At 62.5% G+C, this 25,695-nt stretch carries 20 protein-coding genes; 18 read left to right on the plus strand and 2 right to left on the minus strand.

What is annotated here, in order from left to right:
- From gloB to PQQ53_RS17730, 7 genes are all read left to right on the plus strand, one after another.
- Positions 1-792 (plus strand): hydroxyacylglutathione hydrolase, encoded by a 792-nt coding sequence (gene gloB, locus PQQ53_RS17700; RefSeq protein WP_408155118.1) that lies wholly within the window; start codon positions 1-3, stop codon positions 790-792.
- Between the two features lie 156 nt (positions 793-948).
- The gene (locus PQQ53_RS17705; RefSeq protein ID WP_408147161.1) at positions 949-2,637 is read left to right on the plus strand and encodes a transglycosylase SLT domain-containing protein; all 1,689 of its coding nucleotides are present in this window, start codon (positions 949-951) and stop codon (positions 2,635-2,637) included.
- A gap of 202 nt (positions 2,638-2,839) precedes the next feature.
- Positions 2,840-4,081 (plus strand): MFS transporter, encoded by a 1,242-nt coding sequence (locus PQQ53_RS17710; RefSeq protein WP_408325085.1) that lies wholly within the window; start codon positions 2,840-2,842, stop codon positions 4,079-4,081.
- A gap of 453 nt (positions 4,082-4,534) precedes the next feature.
- Positions 4,535-5,689: a glutamine-hydrolyzing carbamoyl-phosphate synthase small subunit gene (gene carA / locus PQQ53_RS17715; RefSeq protein ID WP_408325087.1), complete on the plus strand. Its 1,155-nt coding sequence runs from the start codon at positions 4,535-4,537 to the stop codon at positions 5,687-5,689.
- Positions 5,690-5,869: 180 nt separating this feature from the next.
- Positions 5,870-9,124: a carbamoyl-phosphate synthase large subunit gene (gene carB, locus PQQ53_RS17720; RefSeq protein ID WP_408325088.1), complete on the plus strand. Its 3,255-nt coding sequence runs from the start codon at positions 5,870-5,872 to the stop codon at positions 9,122-9,124.
- A 155-nt stretch (positions 9,125-9,279) separates the two neighbouring features.
- A complete protein-coding gene (gene greA / locus PQQ53_RS17725) occupies positions 9,280-9,756 on the plus strand; it encodes a transcription elongation factor GreA (RefSeq protein ID WP_408146212.1) in 477 nt (158 codons plus the stop codon).
- Between the two features lie 20 nt (positions 9,757-9,776).
- Positions 9,777-10,286, plus strand: a complete 510-nt coding sequence (locus tag PQQ53_RS17730) for a DUF4149 domain-containing protein (protein ID WP_408325090.1) — start codon at positions 9,777-9,779, stop codon at positions 10,284-10,286.
- A 146-nt stretch (positions 10,287-10,432) separates the two neighbouring features.
- Here PQQ53_RS17730 and PQQ53_RS17735 read toward each other — a convergent pair whose 3' ends face one another.
- Positions 10,433-10,960 carry a YhbY family RNA-binding protein gene (locus tag PQQ53_RS17735; protein ID WP_408146216.1) on the minus strand — a complete coding sequence of 176 codons (528 nt, stop codon included), beginning with the start codon at positions 10,958-10,960 and terminating at the stop codon, positions 10,433-10,435.
- Between the two features lie 190 nt (positions 10,961-11,150).
- Between PQQ53_RS17735 and PQQ53_RS17740 the strand changes: the two genes are divergently transcribed.
- The 11 genes from PQQ53_RS17740 (at position 11,151) to phoR (ending at position 23,460) form a co-directional block, all read left to right on the plus strand.
- Positions 11,151-11,813: an RlmE family RNA methyltransferase gene (locus tag PQQ53_RS17740; RefSeq protein WP_121315280.1), complete on the plus strand. Its 663-nt coding sequence runs from the start codon at positions 11,151-11,153 to the stop codon at positions 11,811-11,813.
- A 190-nt stretch (positions 11,814-12,003) separates the two neighbouring features.
- A complete protein-coding gene (gene ftsH, locus PQQ53_RS17745; protein WP_168662533.1) occupies positions 12,004-13,893 on the plus strand; it encodes an ATP-dependent zinc metalloprotease FtsH in 1,890 nt (629 codons plus the stop codon).
- A gap of 83 nt (positions 13,894-13,976) precedes the next feature.
- Complete coding sequence (gene folP, locus PQQ53_RS17750) at positions 13,977-14,876, plus strand: dihydropteroate synthase (protein WP_408325092.1); 900 nt, start codon at positions 13,977-13,979, stop codon at positions 14,874-14,876.
- A gap of 28 nt (positions 14,877-14,904) precedes the next feature.
- A complete protein-coding gene (gene glmM, locus PQQ53_RS17755; RefSeq protein ID WP_408146220.1) occupies positions 14,905-16,263 on the plus strand; it encodes a phosphoglucosamine mutase in 1,359 nt (452 codons plus the stop codon).
- A gap of 352 nt (positions 16,264-16,615) precedes the next feature.
- The gene (pstS, locus tag PQQ53_RS17760) at positions 16,616-17,647 is read left to right on the plus strand and encodes a phosphate ABC transporter substrate-binding protein PstS (protein WP_408146222.1); all 1,032 of its coding nucleotides are present in this window, start codon (positions 16,616-16,618) and stop codon (positions 17,645-17,647) included.
- 159 nt (positions 17,648-17,806) lie between these two features.
- Positions 17,807-18,808 carry a phosphate ABC transporter permease PstC gene (gene pstC, locus PQQ53_RS17765; RefSeq protein WP_408146224.1) on the plus strand — a complete coding sequence of 334 codons (1,002 nt, stop codon included), beginning with the start codon at positions 17,807-17,809 and terminating at the stop codon, positions 18,806-18,808.
- Positions 18,805-19,701 (plus strand): phosphate ABC transporter permease PstA, encoded by an 897-nt coding sequence (pstA, locus tag PQQ53_RS17770; RefSeq protein ID WP_408146226.1) that lies wholly within the window; start codon positions 18,805-18,807, stop codon positions 19,699-19,701. The genes pstC and pstA overlap by 4 nt, the downstream gene beginning before the upstream one ends.
- 17 nt (positions 19,702-19,718) lie before the next feature.
- On the plus strand, positions 19,719-20,567 hold the full coding sequence (gene pstB / locus PQQ53_RS17775; RefSeq protein WP_408146228.1) for a phosphate ABC transporter ATP-binding protein PstB: 849 nt from the start codon (positions 19,719-19,721) through the stop codon (positions 20,565-20,567).
- 29 nt (positions 20,568-20,596) lie between these two features.
- Positions 20,597-21,301, plus strand: coding sequence for a phosphate signaling complex protein PhoU (gene phoU, locus PQQ53_RS17780; protein WP_074764835.1), 705 nt, complete (start codon positions 20,597-20,599; stop codon positions 21,299-21,301).
- Positions 21,302-21,327: 26 nt separating this feature from the next.
- Complete coding sequence (gene phoB / locus PQQ53_RS17785) at positions 21,328-22,029, plus strand: phosphate regulon transcriptional regulator PhoB (RefSeq protein WP_028199153.1); 702 nt, start codon at positions 21,328-21,330, stop codon at positions 22,027-22,029.
- 117 nt (positions 22,030-22,146) lie between these two features.
- Positions 22,147-23,460, plus strand: a complete 1,314-nt coding sequence (gene phoR, locus PQQ53_RS17790) for a phosphate regulon sensor histidine kinase PhoR (RefSeq protein WP_408146231.1) — start codon at positions 22,147-22,149, stop codon at positions 23,458-23,460.
- A gap of 98 nt (positions 23,461-23,558) precedes the next feature.
- On the opposite strand, the gene ppk1 is transcribed toward phoR, so the two are convergent.
- Complete coding sequence (ppk1, locus tag PQQ53_RS17795; protein WP_408155102.1) at positions 23,559-25,622, minus strand: polyphosphate kinase 1; 2,064 nt, start codon at positions 25,620-25,622, stop codon at positions 23,559-23,561.
- Positions 25,623-25,695 lie beyond the last annotated feature (73 nt).

A 25,695-nucleotide genomic window follows, 5' to 3' on the forward strand; every position in this document is an offset into this window, starting at 1 on the left:
ATGAATGCGCTCGAGTACGTACCGGTCCCGGCGTTTGAAGACAATTACATCTGGGTCGTTTCCGACGGACACCATGCGGTCGTCGTCGATCCGGGTGAGGCGGCCCCCGTGCGTGCCTATCTGGCGAAACGCGGATGGCAGCTGAGCGCTATTTTACTCACGCACCATCATCAAGACCACGTCGGTGGGGTGGCCGATCTGCTGAATGGCCAGGCCGTGCCGGTCTACGGCCCCGCCGGTGAAGCAATCGAGCATCTCACACACCGTCTCGAAAATGGCGATCACGTGTCGATCGCGACGCCCGCGCTCGAATTGAGCGTGCTCGACGTGCCCGGTCACACGAGCGGCCACATCGCGTATTTTCAGGCCGCCGATTCGCGCGGCACGCCGCACGTCTTTTGCGGCGACACGCTGTTCGCGTGCGGCTGTGGCCGGTTGTTCGAAGGCACGCCGAAGCAGATGCTCGCTTCGCTGGACGCGCTCGCCGCGCTGCCCGGCGCGACCGAGGTCCACTGCGCGCACGAGTACACGTTGTCGAACATTCGCTTCGCGCTCGCCTGCGAGCCGGACAATGCCGAGCTCCAGGCCTGGCGCGACAAGGCGAGCGAGCTGCGGGCGCGCCACGTGCCGACGCTGCCGACGACCATCGCCCACGAGCGCGCGGTGAATCCGTTCCTGCGCGCGGACCAGCCGGCGGTGCAGGCGAGCCTGCAGGAGCAGCTGCATGAAAAGGTGTCCGATCGGCTGACGGCGTTTACATTGATGCGCGAATGGAAGAACCGCTTTCGCTGATCCGCACCGCATTAGCCGCTCTTCACGCTAAAAATCGGAAAAATTCGCCAAGCCCAAGATTTCCTTGATTTTTTTACTAAGTTTCCGATTGACGTAAACGTTGCCGTTTCGTACTATCGGCTGCAAATTCCAGCCCTTGTGGAAGCCGAGACGTTCATGCGATTTATCTTCAGTGCGTTATTGGTCCTGACACTCGCCGCTTGCGCGAGTCAAGGACCGACAACGAGCAGTTCCACCGCAACCAATCCCGCCAGCCAGCAAGCCGTAGCCGACGCACTTCGCAAGACAGCCACCGCTAAAGAAACGATCAACGTCGATCAGGGTTCGGTCAGTCAGTTGACCAGCTCGGACGCCGATCTGTGGGGCCGTATTCGCCGTGGTTTCCAGATGCCGGACCTGCAGACCGACCTCGTCGACATGCAGGCCAACTGGTATGCGCAGCGTCCCGATTACGTGCAGCGCATGACCGAGCGCTCGCAGAAGTACCTCTATCACATCGTCGAAGAGCTCGAAGCGCGGCATATGCCGACCGAACTCGCGCTGCTGCCGTTCATCGAATCCGCGTATAGCCCGCAGGCGTTGTCGGTCGCGAAAGCCGCCGGCATGTGGCAGTTCATGCCGGGCACCGGGCGCACCTACAACCTCAAGCAGAACATGTGGCAGGACGAGCGCCGCGACGTGCTGGCGTCGACCAGCGCCGCGCTCGACTATCTGTCGCGTCTGCATGACATGTTCGGCGACTGGCAGCTCGCGCTCGCCGCGTACAACTGGGGCGAGGGCAACGTGCAGCGCGCGATCGCGCGCAACGAGGCGGCGGGTCTGCCCACCGACTACCTCAGCCTGCGCATGCCGAACGAGACGCGCAACTACGTGCCGAAGCTGCAGGCGGTCAAGAACATCGTGATGAACCCGCAGGTCTACGGGCTCACGCTGCCGTCGATTCCGAATCACCCGTATTTCGTCACGGTGACCACGTCGCACGACATCGACGTGGAGATGGCCGCGAAGCTCGCGAATCTGTCGACGGATGAATTCCGCTCGCTGAACCCGTCGTTCAGGAAGCCGGTGATTCTGGGCGCAACGCAGCCGCAGATCCTGCTGCCGTTCGACAACGCCAGCGCATTCGAACGCAACCTGAAGGCGTATTCCGGCTCGCTTTCGTCGTGGACCACGTACACGGTCGACCAGCGCGCGACGCCCGCGGCGATCGCGCAGAAGATCGGCGTCGACGCCGACACGCTGATGGAAGTGAACAAGATTCCGGCCGGCATGCGGCTCAAGCCCGGCTCCACGATCGTGGTCCCGCGCGCTTCGGACGACGACGAAGACATCAGCGCCGACGTCGCCGAAAGCGCGGTGCTGGCGATGGAGCCCGACGTCCCCGATACTCGCAAGATGCTGATCCGCGTGCGCCGCAATCAGTCGATGGCGGCGATCGCGGTGCGTTACGGCGTGTCGGTCGGCCAGTTGAAAGCGTGGAACCGCACGCGTCGCGATCAGGTGTCGCGTGGCCAGGTGATCGTGTTGCACGTGCCGGTCGGCAAGGCCATGCCGAGCGAGCCGGGTCCGGAGCGCATCGCAACCGACGTTCAGGGCGGCGGCGTCGAGAAGATCGGCACCCGTGTCGCAGACACGCGCAGCGAATCGCGCTACGATAAAAAGAAGGGTCGTGGCCGGTATGTGATGAAGGTCGCCGACCCGGTAGGGAAGGTCAGCAAGCCGACGGCATCCAGTGCCAGCAAGGTCAAGGTGACCAAAGTGTCGGCTTCCACGTCCAGCAAGGCGTCGAAGGCCACGGCAGAGAGCCGCCCGAAGACCGTGGCCAACGCGAAGAAGAGTAAGTAGACCAATAGCGGCTCCCACGGTAGTGACCACATGCGTTGCGGGGGCAGCGCATGAATTGCGCTCCGATCACGCACCGTGTTTATTCCAACGCCGTCACCTGTGGTGACGGCGTTTTTCATTCCGCCGCGCATTTCAAGGCGAATCGCGCGTATTTCCTTTATCTTTCGTGCTTTGGCCACGTCGGTCGTTCCTAGCGAAGCTTATGTCGTCGACTCAACTGCGCGTCTTTCTCCTGTTTTCCGCGGGCTACTTCGTTTCTTATGTGTTTCGCGGCGTCAATCTCGGCTTCGCGCCGTTCATCACGCACGACCTCGGTTTGTCGGCCACCGATCTGGGCTTGCTGACGAGCCTGTATTTTCTCGGCTTCGCAGGCGCGCAGATTCCGGCCGGCGTGCTGCTCGATCACTTCGGCGCGCGCCGGGTGACGGCCGCCACGTTGCTGTTCGCCGCATCGGGCATCTGGGTGTTCGGCGCCGCGCAAGGCGTCGGCATGATGATGGTCGGGCGGCTGCTGATCGGCGTCGGCGTGTCCGTGTGTCTTGGCGCGGCCTTCAAGGCCTTGGCGCAGCATTTCGCGACGGCGCGCTTGCCGCTGATGAACGGGCTGGTGATGGCGATCGGCGGTTTCGGCGGCGTGATGGTGGGCTCGCCGCTGACGTGGGTGCTGGGTTTCGCCAGTTGGCGTTCGGTCTGTATCGGACTGGGGCTGCTGACCGTGCTGGTCGCTCTCGCGCAATGGATGCTCGCGCCGGACACGAAGGAAAGCCACCACCAGGCAAGCCTCGGCGCGCAGTTCAAGGGCACCTTGCATATTCTGCGCAGCGCGGCGTTCTGGAAGATCGCGTCGTTCTCGGTCGTCACGCAAGGCGTTTTCTATGCGATGCAGTCGCTCTGGGTCGGCGCGTGGCTGCGCGACGTGCAGGGTTTCGAGCCGCACGAAGCCGCCGCGCTGGTCTCGATTCTGGGCTTCGCGATGATGGCCGGCTGCGTCGGTTTCGGCGCGGCGGCGCGCAGTCTCGAACGGCGCGGCATCTCGCTGAATGCGTTTTGCGGCGTCGGCATGGCGCTGTTTGTGCTGACGCAGTTGCTGATCATGTTCAAGGCGCCGCTGCCCGCAGGCCTTTTGTGGGCGGCATATGGGATATTCGGCGGCACCGGCATTCTCAGCTACGCCGTGATGGCCCGGCATTTCCCGGCGCAGATGATTGGCCGGGTGAACACGACGCTGACCCTGATCATTTTCCTTCTGATTTTCGGCTTCCAGGTCGGCGTCGGCGCAGTCCTGTCGCACTGGCCGGCGAGCGGCGGGCATTATCCGCAGGCCGCGCACATGACCGCGTGGGGAATTCTGGTGGCGCTGCAGGTGCTGAGCGCAATGTGGTACGCGTTACCCATCCGGAAGACGGCTCGGCCGTCCGAAGTGGGCGCCGAGCAGCAGGCGTGAGCCCCGCGGCTCGGCAGTCCGCCCGGCGCGCGTAAATTCAACGGTGCCACCCGATTCGCATCGTGCAAATTTTTGTTTGATGGCGGACAGCCTTGTCCCGCAAGGCTTTGGGCGCGTTGTCCAGACCCATTCCCATGCCGGCTTGCCATCTCGGATTTGGAGGGAAGGGCGTTTTCAGGCTATAATTTCAAGGTTTGAGCTTATCAACCCGCACCCTAGCGCCTACCTCTCCCATACCGTTCATCCGCCGCGCGCCATTGGCGTAGCAAGAAGGGCCCCCGCGTCTGGCCGATCCGTCCGCTCAATGGATGCATCGGACCCATCGCACACCCCTTGCAACGTCCAACAGCAGGTCGCGAGCGAGTCTGCGCGCGCATCCCGTGGATGTGTTTCGCTGCGGCTCGCAGTCGGATAGGCAGGTCGGCAACAGGGTGTTCCCCCAAGGAGTCTCCCGTGTTGCCGTCATTTTCTCCCGCTCTGCTCGCGCTCGCCGACGGCACGGTCTTTCGTGGTTACTCGATCGGCGCCCCCGGGCATACCATCGGCGAAGTCGTGTTCAACACCGCTATCACCGGCTATCAGGAAATCCTGACTGACCCGAGCTACGCGCGCCAGATCGTGACCCTCACGTATCCGCATATCGGCAACGTCGGTGTGAACGCCGAAGACGTCGAAGCTACGAAAGTCCATGCCGCCGGCCTGATCATTCGCGATCTGCCGGTCCTCGCGTCGAACTTCCGCATGGAGCGCACGCTCCCGCAATACCTCCAGGACGAAGGCGTGGTCGCCATCGCCGGTCTCGACACCCGCATGCTGACTCGCGTGCTGCGCGACAAGGGCGCGCAGAACGGCGCGATCCTGGCGGGCTCGGACGACGAGGCCAAGGCCATCGAACTCGCCCGTTCGTTCCCCGGCCTTTCGGGCATGGACCTCGCGAAGGTCGTCTCGACGAAGGAAACCTACGAGTGGACCCAGACCGAATGGCGTCTGGGCACCGGCTACGGCAAGCAGAATGCGCCGAAGTACCGCGTGGTGGCGTTCGACTACGGCGTCAAGTTCAACATCCTGCGCATGCTGGCCGAACGCGGCTGCCACGTCACCGTGCTGCCGGCGCAGGCGAGCGCGGCCGACGCGCTGGCGCTCAACCCGGACGGCGTGTTCCTGTCGAACGGCCCCGGCGATCCGGAGCCGTGCGACTACGCGATCGCGGCTACGAAAGAACTGATCGAGCGCGGCATTCCGACTTTCGGCATCTGCCTCGGCCACCAGATCATGGGCCTCGCGGTCGGCGCAAAGACCATGAAGATGAAGACCGGCCACCACGGCGCGAATCATCCGGTGAAGGATCTGGACGATGGCCGCGTGGTCATCACGTCGCAGAACCACGGTTTCGCGGTCGATGCCGACACGCTGCCGGCCAACGCGCGCGCCACGCACTTGTCGCTGTTCGACGGCACGCTGCAAGGCTTCGCGCTGACCGACAAGCCGGCGTTCTGCTTCCAGGGTCACCCGGAAGCATCGCCCGGCCCGCACGACATCGCTTATCTGTTCGACCGCTTTACCGCGTTGATGGACGCGCAGAAGGGCGGCAAGAGCGCAGCGGCTTAAGACAGCGCAGCGGCCTCGCGCCGCAGGCCCGCTTCAGCGGTAGCCCGGCGGCGCGAGGCTCGCGAGGCGCCTCGTGCGCATAGACGGCGAGCCGCAAAGAACAGAGCAAGGCAGAGCGCGCGCAACGTAACAACGCCGCGCGCCGACAGAAGAATTCAGGAATACATTAGCGAGAGCGTTATGCCCAAGCGGACAGACATCAAGAGCATCCTCATCATCGGCGCGGGTCCGATCATCATCGGCCAGGCGTGCGAGTTCGATTACTCGGGCGCGCAGGCATGCAAGGCGCTGCGTGAGGAAGGCTACAAGGTCATTCTCGTCAACAGCAATCCGGCGACGATCATGACCGACCCGAACACGGCCGACGTGACCTACATCGAGCCGATCACGTGGGAAGTGGTCGAGCGCATCATCGCGAAGGAGCGCCCGGACGCGATCCTGCCGACGATGGGCGGCCAGACCGCGCTGAACTGCGCGCTCGATCTGCACGCGCACGGCGTGCTGGAGAAGTACGAGGTCGAGCTGATTGGCGCATCGCCGGAAGCGATCGACAAGGCGGAAGACCGCCAGAAGTTCAAGGACGCGATGACCAAAATCGGTCTCGGTTCGGCCAAGTCGGGCACCGCGCATTCGATGGAAGAAGCGTTGCAGGTGCAGGCTGATATCGCAGCGCAAACCGGCAGCGGCGGCTATCCGGTCGTGATCCGTCCGTCGTTCACGCTGGGCGGCTCGGGCGGCGGCATCGCGTACAACCGCGACGAATTCGAAGAGATCTGCAAGCGCGGTCTGGACCTGTCGCCGACGCGCGAGCTGCTGATCGAAGAATCGCTGCTCGGCTGGAAAGAGTACGAGATGGAAGTGGTCCGCGATACCAAGGACAACTGCATCATCGTTTGCTCGATCGAAAACCTGGATCCGATGGGCATCCACACCGGCGACTCGATCACCGTTGCGCCGGCGCAAACGCTGACCGACAAGGAATATCAGATCCTGCGTAACGCGTCGCTCGCTGTGCTGCGCGAGATCGGCGTCGATACGGGCGGCTCGAACGTGCAGTTCTCGATCAATCCGAAAGACGGCCGGATGATCGTGATCGAAATGAACCCGCGCGTGTCGCGCTCGTCGGCGCTGGCGTCGAAGGCGACCGGCTTCCCGATCGCCAAGGTCGCGGCCAAGCTGGCAGTGGGCTACACGCTCGACGAACTGAAGAACGAAATCACCGGCGGCCAGACCCCGGCCTCGTTCGAACCGACGATCGACTATGTCGTCACCAAGATTCCGCGTTTCGCTTTCGAGAAATTCCGCGAAGCCGATTCGCGCCTGACCACGCAGATGAAGTCGGTCGGCGAAGTGATGGCGATCGGCCGCACCTTCCAGGAGTCGTTCCAGAAGGCGCTGCGCGGTCTCGAAGTCGGCGTCGACGGTCTGGATGAAAAGACCGATAACCGCGACGAGATCATCCGCGAGATCGGCGAAGCCGGTCCGGACCGCATCTGGTACGTCGGCGACGCGTTCCGCGTCGGCATGACGGCCGCAGAAATCTTCGAAGAGACCGCGATCGACCCGTGGTTCCTCGCGCAGATCGAACAGATCATCCTGAAGGAAAAGGCGCTGGCCGGCCGCACGCTCGCGAGCCTCTCGAAGGAAGAGCTGAAGTATCTGAAGCAGAGCGGCTTCTCGGATCGCCGTCTGGCCAAACTGCTCGGCGCGAAGCCGGGGGACGTGCGTCAGCGCCGTATCGAGTTGAACGTGCGCCCGGTGTACAAGCGCGTCGACACCTGCGCGGCCGAGTTCGCCACGAAAACCGCGTACATGTACTCCACGTACGAAGAAGAGTGCGAAGCGAACCCGACCAACAACAAGAAGATCATGGTGCTGGGCGGCGGCCCGAACCGGATCGGCCAGGGCATCGAGTTCGACTATTGCTGCGTGCACGCCGCGCTCGCGATGCGCGAAGACGGCTACGAAACGATCATGGTCAACTGCAACCCTGAGACCGTTTCGACCGACTACGACACCTCCGATCGTCTGTACTTCGAATCGCTGACGCTCGAAGACGTGCTCGAAATCGTCGACAAGGAAAAGCCGGTCGGCGTGATCGTGCAATACGGCGGTCAGACGCCGCTGAAGCTCGCGCTCGATCTCGAAGCGAACGGTGTGCCGATCGTCGGCACGTCGCCGGACATGATCGACGCCGCTGAAGACCGCGAGCGTTTCCAGAAGCTGCTGCAGGACCTCGGTCTGCGCCAGCCGCCGAACCGCACCGCGCGCGCGGAAGACGAAGCGCTCAAGCTCGCCGACGAAATCGGCTACCCCCTGGTGGTGCGTCCGTCGTACGTGCTCGGTGGCCGCGCGATGGAAATCGTTCACGAGCCGCGCGACCTCGAGCGCTATATGCGCGAGGCCGTGAAGGTGTCGAACGATTCGCCTGTGCTGCTCGACCGCTTCCTGAACGACGCGATCGAATGCGACGTGGATTGCATCTCGGACGGCGAAGCGGTGTTCATCGGCGGCGTGATGGAGCACATCGAACAGGCGGGCGTCCACTCGGGCGACTCGGCTTGCTCGCTGCCGCCGTATTCGCTGTCGCAGGAAACCGTCGCTGAACTGAAGCGCCAGACCGGCGCGATGGCGAAGGCGCTGAACGTGGTCGGGCTGATGAACGTGCAGTTCGCGATCCAGCAGGTCCCGCAGGCGGATGGCTCGAAGGAAGACATCATCTACGTGCTCGAAGTGAATCCGCGTGCGTCGCGTACGGTGCCGTACGTGTCGAAGGCGACCAGCCTGCCGCTCGCGAAGATCGCGGCGCGTGCGATGGTCGGCCAGAAGCTCGCTGACCAGGGCGTGACGAAGGAAATCGATCCGCCGTACTTCAGCGTGAAGGAAGCCGTGTTCCCGTTCGTCAAGTTCCCGGCCGTCGACCCGGTGCTCGGACCGGAAATGCGTTCGACCGGCGAAGTGATGGGCGTGGGCCAGACGTTCGGCGAGGCGCTCTTCAAGTCGCAGCTCGCGGCGGGTTCGCGTCTGCCGGAGTCGGGCACGGTGTTGTTGACCGTGATGGACGCCGACAAGCCGAAGGCTGTCGAAGTCGCGCGCATGCTGCACGAACTCGGTTATCCGATCGTCGCGACCAAGGGCACGGCTGCTGCGATCGAAGCGGCCGGCGTGCCGGTGAAGGTCGTCAACAAGGTGAAGGACGGCCGTCCGCACATCGTCGACATGATCAAGAACGGCGAGATCGCGCTGGTCTTCACGACCGTCGACGAAACGCGCGCCGCGATCGCCGATTCGCGTTCGATTCGCATGAGCGCACAGGCGAACAAGGTCACGTACTACACGACGATGTCCGGCGCACGGGCTGCAGTGGAAGGTTTGCGCTATCTGAAGAACCTGGAAGTCTATGATTTACAAGGACTCCATGCTCGCCTAAACTAAGGCTTCGAGTTTCTGTCTCAGGATGTACGTGCCGCGGTTAAGCGGCGTTCCGCAGGTGCTGGGGCCGGAGTTATGCTCCATGGCACTGGTCCCTGCGGAATGCACTTAACCGCGGTGATTTTTTTTACGGCTGTTTTTTGCCTCTAGAGTTGTTTATGAGCACTATTCCATTGACTAGGCGCGGCGCGGACATGTTGCGCGACGAATTGCAGCGGCTGAAATCGGTCGAACGTCCGGCAGTGATCAATTCGATCGCGGAAGCGCGTGCGCAGGGCGATCTGTCGGAAAACGCGGAATACGACGCTGCGAAGGAAAAGCAGGGCTTTATCGAAGGCCGGATTGCCGAGATCGAATCGAAGCTGGCCGGCGCGCAGGTGATCGACCCGTCGAAGGTGGACGCGGACGGCCGCGTGGTGTTCGGCGCGACGCTGGAACTGGAAGACCTGGAGTCGGGTGCGTCGGTCAAATATCAGATCGTCGGCGACGACGAAGCGGACATCGACCATGGCCTGATTTCGATCAGCTCGCCGATCGCGCGCGCCTTGATCGGCAAATCGGAAGGCGACGTTGCGTCGGTGCAGGCGCCGGGCGGCGTGCGCGAATATGAAATCATCGCGGTTAGCTACGTTTGAGGGTGGCCCGGGAGTCCCAGATGCCACATCGATTTTTCCGTCTTTTGACGGTGGTGTGGGTCGGTAGTCTGCTGACTATCGGCTATGCCGTCGCGCCAGTGCTGTTCACGTCGCTCGACCGGATCTCGGCAGGCGCAGTGGCGGCACAACTATTTCGCATTCAGGGCGTGGTGGGAGTGGTGTGCGGCATTTTGCTGCTGGGTCTCGCGAATGTGCTGGTTCGCCGCGGCAGTGAGGCTTATCGCCGTTTGCGCTGGCTGATCGCCGGCATGCTGGTGTGTGTGCTGGTGGGTTACTTCGCGCTGCAGCCGTTCATGAATGCGATGCGCGAGGCCGCACTCGAAGCGGGCACCGACGTCGGGCATTCGGTTTATGCGGCACGCTTCGGTATGCTGCACGGGGTGTCGAGCGTGTTCTATCTGATCGAAAGCCTGCTTGGCGTGGCGCTCGTGTGGAAGCTGCCAGCGAGCATCGGTACCGCGACGACGGAGCAGGGCGCTCGCGGTGCTGCGGGGAAAGTGGCGGGCTGAGGCGGGTTGGGCAGGTACTGCTTGCGCTTGCTAGCCGCTCTTTCCGATTTCTGTGACTTTGCCGAACCCGCTTGCGTGGGCATCCCGCCGCGTTTCAAGCCAGCGTTGTTCAAGGTGCAGACCTTTCCGCACCTCTTGCCACCTGCTTACTTCGACGACTGATGCGAGCGCTTCGCGCTGGTTTGACGCTTCTTGGCACGCTTGATGTTGCCGCCTTGCGTGACGCGTTCATTGCCGCGCACAACGACCGCTTTTGCCTTCGGCTTGCGCATCGGAATTTCACTGGGTTTGACGACCGTCACGACGCGTGGCGCGCGACCCTTGCCAGGCTTGGCTTCAACAGCTGCTTCGCGGGCGCTCGGCAGGGCGCCGCGCTTTGTCTTCACGGCCGGTTGAGCCGATTCCGGCTTCCAGATCACGAGCAGCTTGCCGATGTGCTGGATCGGCGCGGCGCTCAGCTTGTCGCAAATCTCTTCATAGATCGCGATGCGTTCTTCGCGTTCGTCGCCGAACACGCGGATTTTGATGAGCTGATGAGCGCCAAGGTGGACCTTGATCTCGGAGAGCACAGCGTCGGTCAAGCCTTCGGCGCCGACGAGCACGACCGGTTTGAGCGCATGTGCCTGGGAGCGCAACTCGGCGCGTTGGTCGGAAGAGACTTTGAGGGCGGGCATGGGAAGTGGGAGACTCGACTAAAATGGCGGCACCTGCGTTCCCGATCGATTTGCTCGATCGGTCGATTCAACAGGGCGGCGCGTCAGAACAACAGAATCGCGGATGACCGTCAGTTTGGCGGTGGCCGCGCGAATTAACCGCGTATTATCCCCTAAAGCGCGTCACCACGCAGCAAGAGTTCAATCTTTAATGGCAAAAAACAAGTTCAATACCGCGTGGCTGCATGACCACATCAACGATCCGTACGTGAAAATGGCGCAGCGGGAGGGTTATCGCGCCCGCGCAGCCTACAAGCTCAAGGAAATCGACGAGCAGGACAAGCTGATCCGTCCGGGGCAGGTGATCGTCGACCTCGGCTCCACGCCCGGCAGCTGGAGCCAGTACGCGCGCAACAAGCTCGCCAAAGGCTCGCAGCGCGATGCAGAGCGCGAAGGCGGTATCGACGGCACGATCATCGCGCTGGATCTGTTGCCGATGGAGCCCGTGGCCGACGTTCATTTCATCCAGGGCGACTTCCGTGAAGACTCGGTACTGGGCCAACTGGAAGAATTGGTTGGAGAACGCCAGGTTGACCTTGTAATTTCGGACATGGCGCCCAACCTGTCGGGAGTGGCGGTGGCGGATGCCGCGCGAATCGAGCATTTATGCGACCTCGCGCTGGAATTCTCACAAAATCACCTGAAACCGGATGGTGCCCTTTTAGTCAAATGCTTCCACGGCAGCGGTTATAGCCAGATTGTCGAAAAGTTCAAGCGTCAGTTCAAGGTGGTGGCGGCCCGCAAGCCGAAAGCGTCGCGGGATAAGTCGTCAGAAACGTTTATTTTGGGTAAGCATCTCAAGCGGCCCGCATAGGGGGCGCTGCAGGACGGTTCCGCATCTGCCGATAAAATGCCTCTGGCGCGGGAAATTGGCGCTTGATTGGCACGCTGCGCTATTTCTGTGGTAGCGAAACCTTATGGCAGGGGTCTGCGGACTGGATTAGAATGCTTTCGTGGTGCCGCAAGGCAAATGTAGGCGCCCGTCTAAGTGAAGGAGTGGTGCTTTGAACAACAATATGTTTTCGAAGGCAGCAGTGTGGCTGGTTATCGCACTGGTGCTGTTTACGGTGTTCAAGCAGTTCGACAAGCCCCGTGTCCAGGAAGGCGTTTCCTATTCGCAGTTCATGGACGACGCGAAGGCCGGCAAAGTCAAGAACGTCATTGTCCAGGGGCGGAACCTCACGGTCACTCCAGCAGACGGCCAGAAGTACCAGATCGTGTCGCCCGGCGACATCTGGATGGTCGGCGATCTGATGAAGTATGGCGTTCAGGTGAGCGGCAAGGCTGACGACGAACCCAATGCGCTGGTGTCCGCGCTGTACTACCTCGGGCCGACGATCCTGATCATCGGGTTCTGGTTCTACATGATGCGACAGATGCAGGGGGGCGGGAAAGGCGGAGCATTCTCGTTCGGCAAATCCCGTGCGCGCCTGATCGACGAAAACAACAACGCAATCAATTTCACCGACGTCGCCGGTTGCGACGAAGCTAAGGAAGAAGTCTCCGAGCTGGTCGACTTCCTGCGCGACCCGCAGAAATTCCAGAAGCTCGGTGGGCGCATTCCACGTGGTGTGCTGCTGGTCGGCCCTCCGGGAACGGGTAAGACGCTGCTGGCGCGCGCTATCGCTGGCGAAGCGAAGGTGCCGTTCTTCAGCATTTCAGGTTCGGACTTCGTCGAAATGTTCGTCGGTGTCGGCGCGGCTCGTGTGCGCGACATGTTCGAGCAGGCCAAGAAGCACGCACCGTGCATCGTGTTCATCGACGAAATCGACGCGGTCGGTCGTCATCGTGGCGCCGGCATGGGCGGCGGTAACGACGAACGCGAGCAGACGTTGAATCAGATGCTGGTCGAGATGGACGGTTTCGAAGCGAACTCGGGCGTGATCGTGATCGCTGCAACGAACCGTTCGGACGTGCTGGACAAGGCGCTGCTGCGTCCGGGCCGTTTCGACCGCCAGGTGTATGTCGGTCTGCCGGATATCCGCGGCCGCGAACACATCATGAAGGTGCATCTGCGCAAGGTGCCGATTTCGAACGATGTCGACGCGGCAGTGATTGCGCGTGGCACGCCGGGCTTCTCGGGCGCGGATCTCGCGAACCTCGTGAACGAAGCGGCACTGTTCGCGGCTCGCCGCGGCAAGCGCATCGTCGAAATGACGGACTTCGAGGATGCGAAGGACAAGATCTTCATGGGTCCGGAGCGCAAGTCGGCCGTGATTCGCGAAGAGTCGAAGCGCGCGACGGCTTACCACGAGTCGGGCCATGCGGTGATTGCCAAACTGTTGCCGAAGGCCGATCCGGTGCACAAGGTCACGATCATTCCGCGCGGCCGTGCGCTGGGTGTGACGTGGCAGTTGCCGGAGCATGACAACGAAACGTACTCGAAGGACTATCTGCTCGATCGTCTTGCGATCCTGTTCGGCGGCCGGGTGGCGGAAGAGCTGTTCCTGAACCTGATCAGCACCGGCGCGTCAGACGACTTCAACAAGGCGACTCAGACGGCTCGCGCCATGGTGGCTCGCTTCGGGATGACGGACGCGCTCGGACCGATGGTCTACGTCGACGACGAAAACGATGCAACGCCGTTTGGCCGTGGTTTCACGCGGACCATTTCGGAAGCGACGCAGCAGAAGGTCGACGCGGAAATCCGCCGTGTGCTGGACGAGCAGTACAACCTCGCGAAGCGCCTGCTGGATGAAAACCGCGACAAGGTCGAAGCGATGACCGCCGCACTGATGGAGTGGGAAACGATCGACGCCGATCAGATCAACGACATCATGGCTGGCCGTCCGCCGCGTTCGCCGAAGAGCTCGCCGCCATCGGCAAGCGACGCCTCGTCGGGTGGTAGCCCGGGCACTGAGGTCAAACCAGGCAGCGCAACCGCGCCGGCCTGATAGGCGACCAGTAGAAAGTGCGGGCCGGTGTGTTTCACACCGGCCCGTTTTGCATTTATCCGTTTTACGTGAAGCATTGCTACGTGTCGAAAGCCGATCTGTCTTCTCCTCTCATTCCAGAGCCGCTGCAATGCGGCCGCTTCAAGCTGACCTTTGAACGCCCGTTGGTCATGGGTATTCTGAACGTCACGCCCGATTCATTCTCCGACGGTGGCCAATACGCGATGCGCGGCGATGCGCTGCGTCAGGCCGAACGCATGATGCTCGAGGGCGCGGACATCATCGATATCGGTGGCGAATCGACTCGGCCCGGTGCGCCGCCAGTGCCGCTCGACGAAGAGCTGGCGCGCGTGATTCCGCTCATCGAGCAACTGCGCGGGGCCAACGTGCCGTTGTCGATCGATACGTACAAGCCGGAAGTGATGCGCGAGGCATTGAGCGCGGGCGCCGATCTGATCAACGACATCTGGGGTTTCCGGATGCCCGGTGCGATTGACGCGGTTCGCGATAGCGCATGCGGGTTATGTGTGATGCATATGCTCGGCGAGCCGCAGACCATGCAACTCGGCGAGCCCGCCTATGACGACGTCGTGAGCGAGGTTCGGCATTTCCTCGAGGAGCGGGTGGCGACGTTGCAGCAAGCGGGGGTCGCGCGCGCGCGCATCAGCGTCGACCCCGGTTTCGGCTTCGGCAAGGCGGTGATCGAGCATAACTACGCGCTGCTCGCGCATTTGCCGGACACAGCGCCGCAAGCCGTGCCGCCTTATCCGATTCTCGCGGGCATGTCGCGCAAGTCGATGATCGGCGCAGTGGTCGGGCGTCCGGCTGCGGAGCGCGTCGCGGGTAGTGTTGCCGCCGCCGTGTGCGCGGCCGAACGGGGTGCTGCGATTGTGCGCGTGCATGATGTTGCGCAAACAGCAGACGCATTGAAAGTATGGGCAGCCATGCGCGACGCGGCGATTCACGGCCGCGCGCGTGGTTGAACCCACTGCAAAACGAGGGAGAAATAATATGGCGCGTCGTTACTTCGGAACGGACGGGATTCGAGGCAAGGTCGGCGAAGGGCCCATTACGCCGGAATTTGTGCTGCGGCTTGGCTACGCGGCCGGTAAGGTGCTGGCGGGCGCGGATCGCCGGGCCAGATCGAGCACTCGGCCAACGGTGCTGATCGGCAAAGACACGCGCGTATCGGGCTACATGCTCGAAGCCGCGCTCGAGTCGGGCTTTTCGGCGGCCGGCGTGGACGTGATGCTGGCGGGCCCGATGCCGACACCCGGCATCGCCTATTTGACGCGCGCGCTGCGGCTCGCCGCCGGTGTGGTCATCAGCGCTTCGCACAATCCGTACTACGACAACGGCATCAAATTCTTTTCCGCCGACGGTAACAAGCTGCCGGACGAAGTCGAGGCACAGATCGAAGAGCAGCTCAATCTGCCGCTCGCCTGCGCGGCCTCCGAGCAGCTCGGCAAGGCGCGGCGCCTCGATGATGCCGCCGGCCGCTATATCGAGTTCTGCAAGAGCACGTTTCCGGCCGCGTTCGACCTGCGCGGCATGAAGCTGGTCGTCGATTGCGCGCACGGTGCCGCGTACGACGTCGCGCCGCACGTGTTCCATGAACTCGGCGCCGAGGTGATTCCGATCGGCGTTTCGCCGAACGGCTTCAACATCAATGACGGCGTCGGCGCGACCGCGCCGGATGCGCTGGTGCGCGCCGTGCGCGCGAATCACGCCGACCTCGGCATTGCACTCGACGGCGACGCCGACCGTCTGCAGGTGGTGGACGCGGCTGGCCGCCTGTATAACGGCGACGAACTGCTGTACGTACTGGTGAAGGACCGCATTGCGACCGACGGCAACGTGGATGGCGCAGTGGGCACCCTGATGACCAATATGGCCGTCGAGGTGGCGCTGCAGGAGGCGGGCGTGAAGTTCGTCCGCGCGGCGGTGGGCGATCGCTACGTGCTCGAGCAACTGCGCGAGCACGGCTGGCAACTCGGCGCGGAGGGCTCCGGACATATCCTCTCCCTCGACCGCCATTCGACCGGCGACGGCATCGTCTCCGCCTTGCTGGTGCTCGCGGCGATGCAGCGCAGCGGGAAATCGCTCGCTGATCTGCTCGACGGCGTCACGCTGTTCCCGCAGAAACTGATCAATGTGCGCATGAAGCCGGACGCAGACTGGAAGGGCAGCGAAGCGATCCGTCGCGCGATCGGCCACGCCGAGAGCGCGCTGAATGGCCGCGGTCGCGTGCTGATCCGCGCATCGGGCACCGAGCCTGTGTTGCGCGTGATGGTCGAGGCCGAGAACGTCGACGACGCGGTGCTTCATTCGGAAGCAATCGCCGACGCGGTCAAGCAGGCCACGGCGTAAGCGACGTTTTTTGGCGGGCAAGCGGTGGGACGATAGGATATCGTCCTGCCGCCTGCCGCGATCAGCCGGGCACGACCCGCGCAAACCTCAGCCCCTTTAGCCCGCCAACGCCCTCACGCAATCCACCCCGCCTCACCCCGCGCAAACGTTCGCGCCCCATCTTTTTCGCCTAATCTCCCTAAGAACGGACATCTCCGCTGCGACGCCGTCAGTTCCTCCGCTCAAATCCTTTCATGTCAGTAACCTGACTGTCACGCGCGTTTCACGGTTAGTCACGTTTTTGTCACAAAGAGACCCTAAGCTTCGCGGTGTTCGTGTTACTCGCTCACACCGCTCACACCTTGGAGGTCTCATGAAATTGATGCAAACCGTGTTCGCTGGCGTCGCTGGCGCGCTTTTCGCGATCGCAGCGCAAGCCGCAGACATCACCGGCGCGGGCAGCACCTTCGCAGCACCGATCTACACGAAGTGGGCCGACGCCTATCAGAAGTCCGGCGGCGGCAAAGTGAACTACCAGGGTATCGGTTCGTCGGGCGGCGTGAAGCAGATCGTCGCGAAGACGGTCGACTTCGCCGGTTCGGACGCTCCGCTGAAGGACGACGAACTCGCCAAGGAAGGCCTGTTCCAGTTCCCGACGGTGGTCGGCGGCGTGGTGCCGGTTGTCAACGTGCCGGGCGTGAAGCCGTCGGAACTCGTGCTGTCGGGTGAAGTGCTCGGCGACATCTACCTGGGCAAGATCAAGAAGTGGAACGATCCCGCGATCGTTGCGCTGAACCCGAAGCTCAAGCTGCCGGATACCGATATCGCCGTGGTCCGCCGCGCCGATGGTTCGGGCACCAGCTTCATCTGGACGAACTATCTGTCGAAGGTCAACGCGGACTGGAAGTCGAAGGTCGGTGAAGGCTCGACGGTCAACTGGCCCACGGGTACGGGCGGCAAGGGCAACGACGGCGTTGCAGCCTTCGTGCAACGTCTGCCGGGCGCAATCGGCTACGTGGAATGGGCGTACGCGAAGCAGAACCACATGACGTACGTCGCGCTGAAGAACTCGACCGGCACGGTCGTCGAACCGAAGACGGAAACCTTCAAGGCAGCGGCAGCGGGCGCGGACTGGTCGAAGTCGTTCTACCAGATCCTGACGAACGAGCCGGGCAAGAACGCATGGCCGATCGTCGGCGCGACGTTCGTGCTGCTGCACACGGCGCAGGACAAGCCGGCGCAAGGCACCGAAACGCTGAAGTTCTTCGACTGGGCATTCAAGAACGGCACGCAAGCCGCGAACGATCTGGACTACATCTCGCTGCCGGATTCGGTCGTGTCGGAAATCCGCACGCAGTGGAAGTCGAAGGTGAAGGACTCGGCAGGCAAGCCGATCGCCGACTAAGCTTTGCAGTAGGCAACAGCATCACGTAACACATTGGCCGTCCTCATGTGGGGACGGCCAATGGCATTATCCCGGGGGATCATCCCGGCATTCACCCGAGCATTACCGGCCGCACGACACGTGTCATACGGCAACTGGAAACAGGTCCATCAGGCTCTCATGTCCGATATCCATTTAGCGTCTGGCGCAGGCAGGGCCACCCCGCCCGGCAGCACGTCGCAGCAGAAGGCGCCCAGCCGCGCCGGCGACGTGATCTTCGGCGGCCTGGCGCGCTTCTCCGCCATCATCACTTTGCTGCTGCTCGGCGGCATCATCGTTTCACTGATCATCGCTTCCATGCCGTCGATCAGGGAGTTCGGCTTGAGCTTCCTGTGGACCGCCGAATGGGATCCACCCAGCAAGCAGTTCGGCGCGCTGGTGCCGATCTACGGCACGATCGCCACCTCGATCATTGCTCTCATCATCGCGGTGCCGGTCAGCTTCGGCATCGCGCTTTTCCTGACCGAACTCGCGCCCGCGTGGCTGCGCCGACCGCTCGGCATCGCCATCGAACTGCTCGCCGCGATCCCGTCGATCGTGTACGGCATGTGGGGTCTGCTGGTGTTCGCGCCGATCTTCGCGACGTGGTTCCAGAAACCGCTCGGCGCGGTGCTCGGTGGCATTCCGTTCGTTGGCGCGCTGTTCCGCGGCCCGCCGATCGGCATCGGCATCCTGTGCGCGGGCGTGATTCTCGCGATCATGATCATCCCGTACATCGCGTCCGTGATGCGCGATGTGTTCGAAGTCACGCCGGTGCTGCTGAAGGAATCGGCGTACGGCATCGGCTGCACGACGTGGGAAGTGATGTGGAAGATCGTGCTGCCCTTCACCAAGAGCGGCGTGATCGGCGGTGTCATGCTGGGCCTCGGCCGCGCGCTCGGCGAGACGATGGCGGTCACGTTCGTGATCGGCAATACCAATCTGCTCGACAACATTTCGCTGTTTTCGCCGGGCAACAGTATCACGTCGGCGCTCGCCAACGAATTCGCCGAAGCGGACCCTGGCCTGCACACGTCGGCGCTGATGGAACTCGGCCTGATCCTGTTCGTGATTACTTTCATCGTGCTGTCGGTTTCGAAGATCATGCTGCTTCGCCTGGAAAAAGGGGAGGGTGCGAAATGAGCCAGTCCACTTTGAATATGCCGGGTTCGAACGACGCCGCCGCGCTCGAAGCGATGCGCGTGCGTCTGCAAGGACGCCGCCGCCTGAAGAACGCGCTCGCGCTGACCATGTCGCTCGCGGCGATGGCATTCGGTCTGCTGTGGCTCGTATGGATTCTCTATACGACGCTGCGCCTCGGTATCGGCGGCTTGTCGGTCGAGTTGTTCACGCAGTCGACGCCGCCGCCGAACACCGACGGCGGCGGTCTCGCCAACGCGATTGTCGGCAGCGCGATGCTGGTCGGACTCGCCACGTTCGTCGGCACGCCGATCGGCATTCTGGCGGGCGTCTATCTCGCCGAATACGGCCAGAAAGGCTTGCTCGCGAATGTCACGCGCTTCATCAACGACATTCTGTTGTCCGCGCCGTCGATCGTGATCGGTCTGTTCGTGTACGCGCTGGTGGTGGCGAAGATGGGCCACTTCAGCGGCTGGGCCGGCGTGTTCGCGCTCGCGCTGCTGCAGATTCCGATCGTGATCCGCACTACCGAAAACATGCTGAAACTGGTGCCGAACGCGCTGCGTGAAGCGGCCTTCGCACTGGGTACGCCGAAGTGGAAGATGGTGCTGTCGATCACGCTGAAGGCGTCGATTGCGGGCATCGTCACGGGCGTGCTGCTCGGGGTTGCCCGGATTGCGGGCGAAACCGCGCCGCTGCTGTTCACGGCGCTGTCGAATCAGTTCTTCACGTTGAACATGGGCCAGCCGGTCGCGAATCTGCCGGTCACGATCTACAAGTTTGCGATGAGCCCGTTCGCGCAATGGCAATCGCTCGCGTGGGCCGGCGTCTTCCTGATCACGCTCGCGGTGCTGGGACTGAACATCCTCGCGCGCACGATCTTCTCGAATAAGTAAGGGCGGAGTGTAATCCGATGAATATGGCAGAAACCCAACTCAATCCGATCTCGCGTCCCACTGCGCCCGCCGGTTTCGATCCCGCCCAGAGCGGCCAGGCGTCGTCGCCGTCGCGCCCGAAGATCGAGGTCAACGACCTGAACTTCTTCTACGGCAAGTATCACGCGCTGAAGAACATCAACCTGCAGATTCCCGAAGGCAAGGTGACCGCGTTCATCGGCCCGTCGGGCTGCGGCAAGTCCACCCTGTTGCGCACCTTCAACAAGATGTACGCGCTCTATCCGGAACAACGCGCTGAAGGCGAAATCCTGATGGACGGCGAAAACCTGCTGACGTCCAAGCGCGATATTTCGCTCCTGCGCGCGCGGATCGGCATGGTGTTCCAGAAGCCGACGCCGTTTCCGATGTCGATCTACGACAACATCGCGTTCGGCGTGAAGATGTTCGAAACGCTGCCACGCTCGGAGATGGACGACCGCGTCGAATGGGCGCTCACCAAGGCGGCGTTGTGGAACGAAGTGAAGGACAAGCTCGGCCAGAGCGGCTACGGTTTGTCCGGCGGCCAGCAGCAGCGTCTGTGTATCGCGCGGGGCATCGCGATCCGTCCGGAAGTGCTCTTGCTCGACGAGCCGTGCTCGGCCCTGGACCCGATTTCGACGGGCCGCATCGAAGAACTGATCGCCGAGCTGAAGAGCGATTACACGGTGGTGATCGTCACGCACAACATGCAACAGGCGGCCCGCTGTTCGGACTACACTGCCTATATGTACCTCGGCGAACTGATCGAATTCGGCGATACCGAAAAGATCTTCATCAAGCCGGTCCGCAAGGAAACGGAAGACTACATCACGGGCCGCTTCGGCTGATCCGCCGAGCCAAACAACGGGAGTACGACATGTCCGATAAACATCTGTCCAGCCAGTTCGATGCCGACCTGAACCTGGTTTCGTCGAAGGTGCTCGAAATGGGTGGCCTCGTTGAATCGCAGATCGTCAACGCGATGCAGGCGCTCAACGAGTTCGATCTCGATATCGCGGAACAGGTGATCGCCGCCGAAGACCGTCTGAACAAGATGGAAGTCGACATCGACGAAGAGTGCAGCAACATCATCGCGCGCCGTCAGCCGGCCGCGCGCGACCTGCGCCTGTTGATCGCGATTTCGAAGACCATCACGAATCTCGAACGCGCCGGCGACGAAGCCGAAAAAATCGCCAAGCGCACCAAGCGTTTGATGGAAGACGGCGCGTCGCGCACCATCAATATCGCCGAGATCAAGCTGTCGGGCGAAATGGCGGTGTCGATCCTGCGCCGCGCGCTCGACGCGTTCGCGCGCCTCGATACGGTAGCCGCAGCGCAGATCGTGCGCGACGACAAAGCGATCGACGAAGAATTCCGCGCGTTCGTGCGCAAGCTGATTTCGTACATGACCGAAGATCCGCGCTCCATTTCCGTGGGCCTCGATTTTCTGTTCATCGCGAAGGCAATCGAACGCATCGGCGACCACGCGAAGAACATCGCCGAATTCATCATCTACATCGTGAAGGGCACCGACGTGCGGCACAAGTCGCGCGACGCGCTCGAACGCGAAGCGCTCAGTTAATCCAGAGATAAGGACCAGAGGTGCCGATGCCTAGCAGCATTCTCGTCATTGAAGATGAGCCCGCTATTTCCGAACTGATTTCGGTCAATCTTCAACACGCCGGACACTGCCCGATTCGCGCGTACAACGCGGAGCAGGCGCAAAATCTGATCAGCGACGTGCTGCCCGACCTCGTCCTGCTCGACTGGATGTTGCCGGGAAAATCGGGTATTGCGTTCGCCCGCGATCTGCGCAACAACGAGCGCACGAAGCACATCCCGATCATCATGCTGACCGCCCGCGGCGATGAGCAGGACAAGGTGCTCGGCCTCGAAATCGGCGCCGACGACTACGTCACGAAGCCGTTCTCGCCGAAGGAGCTGATGGCGCGTATCAAGGCGGTGCTGCGCCGCCGTGCGCCGCAGCTGACCGAAGACCTCGTCGCGATCAACGGCCTCAAGCTCGACCCGGCGACGCATCGCGTGGCCGCGCATGCCGAAGGCAGCGAGATCAAGCTCGATCTCGGTCCGACGGAATTCCGCCTGCTGCACTTCTTCATGACGCACCCGGAGCGCGTGCACAGCCGCACGCAACTGCTCGATCAGGTGTGGGGCGATCACGTGTTCGTCGAAGAGCGCACGGTAGACGTGCACATCAAGCGCCTGCGCGCGGCGCTCAAGCCGGCCGGGTGCGATGCTATGATTGAAACGGTACGCGGCAGCGGCTACAGGCTGGCGAAGAGCGCCTGAGATCGGCGGGCGGCGCTTGCGCCGTCAAGGGTTCGCGTACCTCGCGTACATCAGATTCGCAACACCTGGCGCCGCCCCTCCGTCGCGGGGCGCGTTTTTTTCTTCGATCGCTAGACCATGAACATCATCTGGGCGCGCTCCATCGTGTCGGTCGTGCTGCTGGCTGTTCTGTGCGTGGTGGTCGGCGCGCTCGTGAACATCAAGGCAGGACTCGTTCTCGCGATCGTCATGCTGCTTGCACAGAGCATCTTCAGCACCTTTCACAAACAGCGCCTGTGGCGCCTGCTCGATGCACCGGTGTACGGCGAAGTGCCGAGCGCGCCAGGCATCTGGGGCGAAATCTACTACCGTCTGCACAAGCTCGCGAAGCGCTGGCACGCGCAGGTGCGCCAGGTCGAGCAGCAGCACTCGCGTTTCATCCAGGCCATTCAGGCCTCGCCGAACGGCGTCGCGATGCTTGACGACCACGACCAGATCGAGTGGTGCAACGCGATCTCCGAGAGCCACTTCGGTCTCGATGCGAAGCGCGATCTGCGCCAGCACATCACGCATCTGGTGCGTCACCCCGATTTCGTCCGCTACCTGAATTCGCACCGGTACGAGGAAATGCTGATCATGCGCGGCATGGGCGACAAGCGCCAGAACGTGCTGTCGGTGCAGGTGTTTCCGTACGGCGAGAATCGCAAGCTGGTGTTGTCGCAGGACATTACCGAGCTGGAGCGCACCGACGCGATGCGGCGCGACTTCGTCGCTAATGTCTCCCATGAACTGAAGACGCCGCTGACCGTGCTCTCCGGTTTTCTGGAGACGTTGCGCGAGTTGCCGTTGAGCGAGGCCGAGCGCTCGCGCTATCTCGAACTCATGGAACAGCAGGCGTCGCGCATGCGTCATATCGTCAGCGACCTGCTGGTGCTCGCGAAACTCGAGGGCGATAACAAGCCGCCGAGCGAACAGATGATCGACATGCGCGCGGTGCTGCGCCATCTGCAGGACGACGCGCAGAGCCTGTCGAGCGACCATCACCGGATCATGTTCGACGCCGACGAAGGGTTGACCGTGACTGGCGTCGAAACCGAGATTCTCAGCGCGTTCGGCAATCTGGTGACGAACGCGATTCGCTACACGCCGGACGGCGGCGCGATCAAGGTGCACTGGCACGCGCAAGGCGGCCATGCGGTGTTCTCCGTCACTGACAGCGGACTGGGCATTCCGGCTGCGGACATTCCGCGTTTGACCGAGCGGTTCTATCGCGTCGACCGTAGCCGCTCGCGTGACACGGGCGGCACGGGCCTCGGCCTCGCGATCGTCAAGCACGTGCTGCAACGGCACGATGCGCAGCTCGACGTGAAGAGCGAGGAGGGGCGCGGCAGTACCTTCACCGTGCGCTTTCCGGTGTATCGCACCGCGCGCCGGCTGCCGGCGCCAGTTTGACGGCGGACGCCTCGGCACAAAAAAACCGCCTGAAAAGGCGGTTTTTTTTATGTTCGCTTCGGCGGCTCGCGAAGACGGTGAGCACCGTAGCATCGTTTTTACGGGCAGAACTTCCCGAGCAGACCCATCTGCGCATTGCGCGACGACTTGCCGGGCCGCCGCCGGCGATAGTGCCCGTCGCTTTGCATCAGCCAGGCCGACTGATTGTCGCCGAGAAACGCCGACAGCCCTTCGGCGATCACACGCCGCTTCAGACGCCGGTTGTTGACTGGGAACGCGACTTCCACGCGCCGGAAGAAGTTGCGGTCCATCCAGTCGGCGCTCGACAGATACACCCGCTCCTTGCCGCCGTCGTAGAAGTAGAAGATGCGATGGTGTTCGAGAAAGCGCCCGACGATCGAGCGCACTGTGATGTTTTCCGACAGTCCCGGCACGCCTGGCTGCAACGAGCACACGCCGCGCACGATCAGATCGATCTTCACGCCCGCCTGCGATGCTTCGTACAACTCGGCGATCACCGTAGGTTCGAGCAGCGCGTTCATCTTCGCGACGATGCGCGCCTTCTTGCCGGCGCGCGCATGCTCGGCTTCGGCGCGAATCGCCTCGACCAGTTTCGGATGCAGCGTGAACGGCGACTGCCACAGTTCGTGCAGCTTCAGCTCGCCGCCGATGCCGGTCAGTTGCTGGAACACGTGGTGCACGTCTTCGCAGATCGTTTGATCGGCGGTCATCAGGCCGAAGTCGGTATAAAGCCGTGCGGTACGCGGATGATAGTTGCCGGTGCCCAGGTGCACATAGCGCTTGAGCGTCGTCTTGCCGCCCACCGACGAGCGCCGCACGATCAGCATCATCTTCGCGTGGCACTTGTGGCCCACCACGCCGTACACGACGTGCGCGCCGACCGCTTCGAGCTGCGAGGCCCAGTTGATGTTGGTTTCCTCGTCGAAGCGCGCGAGCAGCTCGACCACCACCGTGACTTCCTTGCCGTTGCGCGCGGCCTGCATTAGCGCGTCCATCAGCGGCGAGTCGGTGCCGGTGCGATAGATGGTCTGCTTGATCGCCATCACGTTGGGATCTTTGGCCGCCTGCAGCAGCAGTTCGAGCACCGGCTGGAAGCTCTCGTACGGATGATGCAGCAGCACGTCGCCCTGATCGATCACGTCGAACATGTTGGTGCTGTTGGCGATCTGCGACGGCGTCGCAGGGATATGCGGCACGAACTTCAGATCGGGCCGGTCCACCATTTCCGGCAACTGCATCAGCCGCACCAGATTGACGGGGCCGTTCGCGAAGTAGCAGTCCTTGGTGGAGAGGCCGCTTTCGTCGAGCAGCCGCCGCACGACGTGCGAAGGCGTCTCCGCCGACACTTCGAGCCGCACCGCATTGCCCAGATGGCGCGCCGGCAATTCGCCCTGCAACGCGACGCGCAGATTGGTGATTTCGTCTTCGTCGACGAACAGCTCGCTATTGCGCGTGATGCGAAACTGATTGCAACTGCGCACCACCAGGTTCGGAAACAGCTCGCCGACAAAGCGCTGCAGCAGTGAGCTCAACAGCACGAAGCCGTGCGGATAGCCCGACAGGTCCTGCGGCATGCGCACGAGCCGCGGCAGCGCGCGCGGCGCCTGCACGATGCCCATCATCGCCTGGCGGCCGAACGCGTCCTTGCCCTCGAGTTCGACGACGAAGTTCAGGCTCTTGTTGAGCACGCGCGGAAACGGATGGGCGGGATCGAGACCGATCGGCGTGAGCACCGGCAGCAGTTCATCGAAGAAGTAGTTGCGCGCCCATTCGGTCTGCGCTTCGTTCCACGCTTCGGTGCCGTGAAAATAGATGCCTTCTGCTTCGAGCGCGGTGAGCACTGTGTCGTGCAGCATCGTGTACTGACGATGCACGAGCTTCTGTGCGCGCTCGACCACGAGATCGTAGACATGCTGCAACGACATACCGTCCGGCGACAGCCCGCCGGGGTTGTCGCGCATCTGTTCCTGCAGTCCGGCCATGCGGACTTCGAAGAATTCGTCGAGATTGCTACTGGTGATGCAGATGAAGCGCAGGCGTTCGAGCAAAGGGACGGCTGGGTCGGCAGCTTGTGCCAACACACGCTCGTTGAAACCCAGAATGCCCAGTTCGCGATTCAATAAGGGATAGCGGATGGACATCGGCAGCGAGAATGGAATGTCAGGTAGAGAGGCGGAAAGACGCTCGGAAATTCTCACAGTAAGATGACGTTGT

This window comes from Paraburkholderia strydomiana (genome assembly GCF_046030495.1).
Classification (GTDB): domain Bacteria; phylum Pseudomonadota; class Gammaproteobacteria; order Burkholderiales; family Burkholderiaceae; genus Paraburkholderia; species Paraburkholderia strydomiana_A.

Excerpts from the sequence above, each read along its gene's own strand:
- ppk1 (WP_408155102.1), bottom strand. The coding sequence starts at position 25,622 with ATGTCCATCCGCTATCCCTTATTGAATCGCGAACTGGGCATTCTGGGT.
- pstB (WP_408146228.1), top strand. The coding sequence starts at position 19,719 with ATGAATATGGCAGAAACCCAACTCAATCCGATCTCGCGTCCCACTGCG.
- PQQ53_RS17730 (WP_408325090.1), top strand. The coding sequence starts at position 9,777 with ATGCCACATCGATTTTTCCGTCTTTTGACGGTGGTGTGGGTCGGTAGT.
- PQQ53_RS17740 (WP_121315280.1), top strand. The coding sequence starts at position 11,151 with ATGGCAAAAAACAAGTTCAATACCGCGTGGCTGCATGACCACATCAAC.
- greA (WP_408146212.1), top strand. The coding sequence starts at position 9,280 with ATGAGCACTATTCCATTGACTAGGCGCGGCGCGGACATGTTGCGCGAC.
- pstS (WP_408146222.1), top strand. The coding sequence starts at position 16,616 with ATGAAATTGATGCAAACCGTGTTCGCTGGCGTCGCTGGCGCGCTTTTC.
- phoB (WP_028199153.1), top strand. The coding sequence starts at position 21,328 with ATGCCTAGCAGCATTCTCGTCATTGAAGATGAGCCCGCTATTTCCGAA.
- phoU (WP_074764835.1), top strand. The coding sequence starts at position 20,597 with ATGTCCGATAAACATCTGTCCAGCCAGTTCGATGCCGACCTGAACCTG.
- phoR (WP_408146231.1), top strand. The coding sequence starts at position 22,147 with ATGAACATCATCTGGGCGCGCTCCATCGTGTCGGTCGTGCTGCTGGCT.
- PQQ53_RS17735 (WP_408146216.1), bottom strand. The coding sequence starts at position 10,960 with ATGCCCGCCCTCAAAGTCTCTTCCGACCAACGCGCCGAGTTGCGCTCC.
- carB (WP_408325088.1), top strand. The coding sequence starts at position 5,870 with ATGCCCAAGCGGACAGACATCAAGAGCATCCTCATCATCGGCGCGGGT.
- pstC (WP_408146224.1), top strand. The coding sequence starts at position 17,807 with ATGTCCGATATCCATTTAGCGTCTGGCGCAGGCAGGGCCACCCCGCCC.
- PQQ53_RS17710 (WP_408325085.1), top strand. The coding sequence starts at position 2,840 with ATGTCGTCGACTCAACTGCGCGTCTTTCTCCTGTTTTCCGCGGGCTAC.
- glmM (WP_408146220.1), top strand. The coding sequence starts at position 14,905 with ATGGCGCGTCGTTACTTCGGAACGGACGGGATTCGAGGCAAGGTCGGC.
- PQQ53_RS17705 (WP_408147161.1), top strand. The coding sequence starts at position 949 with ATGCGATTTATCTTCAGTGCGTTATTGGTCCTGACACTCGCCGCTTGC.
- pstA (WP_408146226.1), top strand. The coding sequence starts at position 18,805 with ATGAGCCAGTCCACTTTGAATATGCCGGGTTCGAACGACGCCGCCGCG.
- gloB (WP_408155118.1), top strand. The coding sequence starts at position 1 with ATGAATGCGCTCGAGTACGTACCGGTCCCGGCGTTTGAAGACAATTAC.